The sequence below is a fragment of the Thiolapillus sp. genome (assembly GCF_048562965.1).
Classification (GTDB): domain Bacteria; phylum Pseudomonadota; class Gammaproteobacteria; order Chromatiales; family Chromatiaceae; genus Thiolapillus; species Thiolapillus brandeum_A.
Map to the genome: position 1 here is coordinate 1 of NZ_JBHNMF010000660.1, position 1686 is coordinate 1686.

Consider the following 1686-nt stretch of genomic DNA (forward strand, 5'->3'; position numbering starts at 1 on the left):
TGGTTTTCTTATGTATCAATGCTTTAGATCATAATTGTACCATCCTGCACCGGATTTCTCATCGTCTTTTTTCGGTTTTTCAATTGAATTTCAATGACTTGGCATTTATAGGCGGGAACTAGATATGAAAAATTGGTTGATAGCGATGACTTGGCCGCTATTAAGGAGGCGGAAAAACTGCTTGAAACAACCAGCCTTCCACCTGTTCCAATGATGCTGGGAAAAGAAACACAGCGAAATACCGGTATAGGAATTACGCACATTCACCATTTCTTTACGACCCGTGAGCATCTTTTTGTCGCGCTACTAATCAACAAAATCAAGGTTGTCAAAGATTCGGGCATAAGGGTAATGCTTATGTTCGCTTTGACATCATCTCTTCCATACACCTCGCGCATGCGTAGATTCCGTGCTGATAGAAAAGGTGGAGGCCCGCTTTCAGGTACATTATATGTAAGTTCATTAATAACACCTCCGCATGTATTAAGGACATTTGAGCGGAATGCCAAGACCATCGGTGAAAGCTTAGTCAACCCAGTTTCTAAATTACGCGGCCAGGTTGTATCTACCCAAAGTGCAAATTGTTTGCCCAATATTCCGGAAAACTCGGTTGACTATATTTTTACCGATCCACCATTTGGGCATAACTTTGATTACTCCGAGCTAAATTTTTTCTGGGAAGCCTTTCTAAGCGTGTTTACGAGTCAGACGTCGGAGGCAATAGTCAGTACATCACAAAAGAAGGGTGTCGAAGAATATCGCCATCTGATGGAAGCATGTCTTCAAGAGTATTACAGGGTATTGAAGCCAGGTCATTGGATTACAGTGGAATTCTCTAACACTAAAGCCGCTGTGTGGAATGCGATCCAAACAGCCCTTGAGCGCTGCGGATTTGTTGTCGCGAATGTTGCCAGTCTCGATAAAAAACAACATTCGTTCAAGGCAGTTATGACTCCAACAGCTGTTAAGCAAGATCTTATTATCACCGCATATAAGCCCAATGGTGGCCTTGAGGAAAGATTTGAGCAAGAAGCCGAAACAGAAGAAGGCGTCTGGGATTTTGTTCGTACTCACCTTAAATATCTTCCCGTAACCAAACACCAGGGTGCATTGTTACAGTTCGTCCCTGAGCGTGACTCTCGCATTCTGTTTGACCAGATGGTGGCCTATTATGTCCGTAAGGGCTACCCGGTACCGATATCCAGCCAGGAGTTCCAGATTGGGCTGACGCAACGATTCATCGAACGGGATGGTATGTATTTCCTGCCGGACCAGGTTGCGGAATATGATCGTAAAAAAATGACCTCTGGCGGGATGACTGAAACTGTCGAGATGTTCGTCAAAGACGAAGCATCGATGACTCAGTGGTTACGCCAATTGCTCAAACAGAAGCAGCAGACCTTTGCCGATATCAATCCGCAGTTCATGCAGCAACTTGGCGGCTGGGATAAGAATGAGGCTCAACTCGACCTGCGCGAACTACTGAACCAGAATTTTCTCTGTTACGACGGCAAGGGACCAGTGCCGGAGCAAATTCATGCTTACCTCTCCTCTAACTGGAAAGACAAGTGTGTCTTCGACCTCGTGATAGATTTTGGGACATCCCAGTCCCCAAAATCGACTCGGCCTTTGACAACCTATTGGTGCCCCAGCCGTCCTGGTCACCAAGCACTACGCAACAACTTC

1 protein-coding gene is annotated in these 1686 nt (G+C 45.6%); it reads left to right on the top strand.

Translation table 11 applies throughout. The annotated features are described in order from the left end of the window. Nucleotides 1-132: 132 nt before the first annotated feature. Nucleotides 133-1686 (top strand): DNA methyltransferase (locus tag ACOCD2_RS18875; protein WP_293653119.1); only part of this gene is annotated, 1554 nt, incomplete at its 3' end.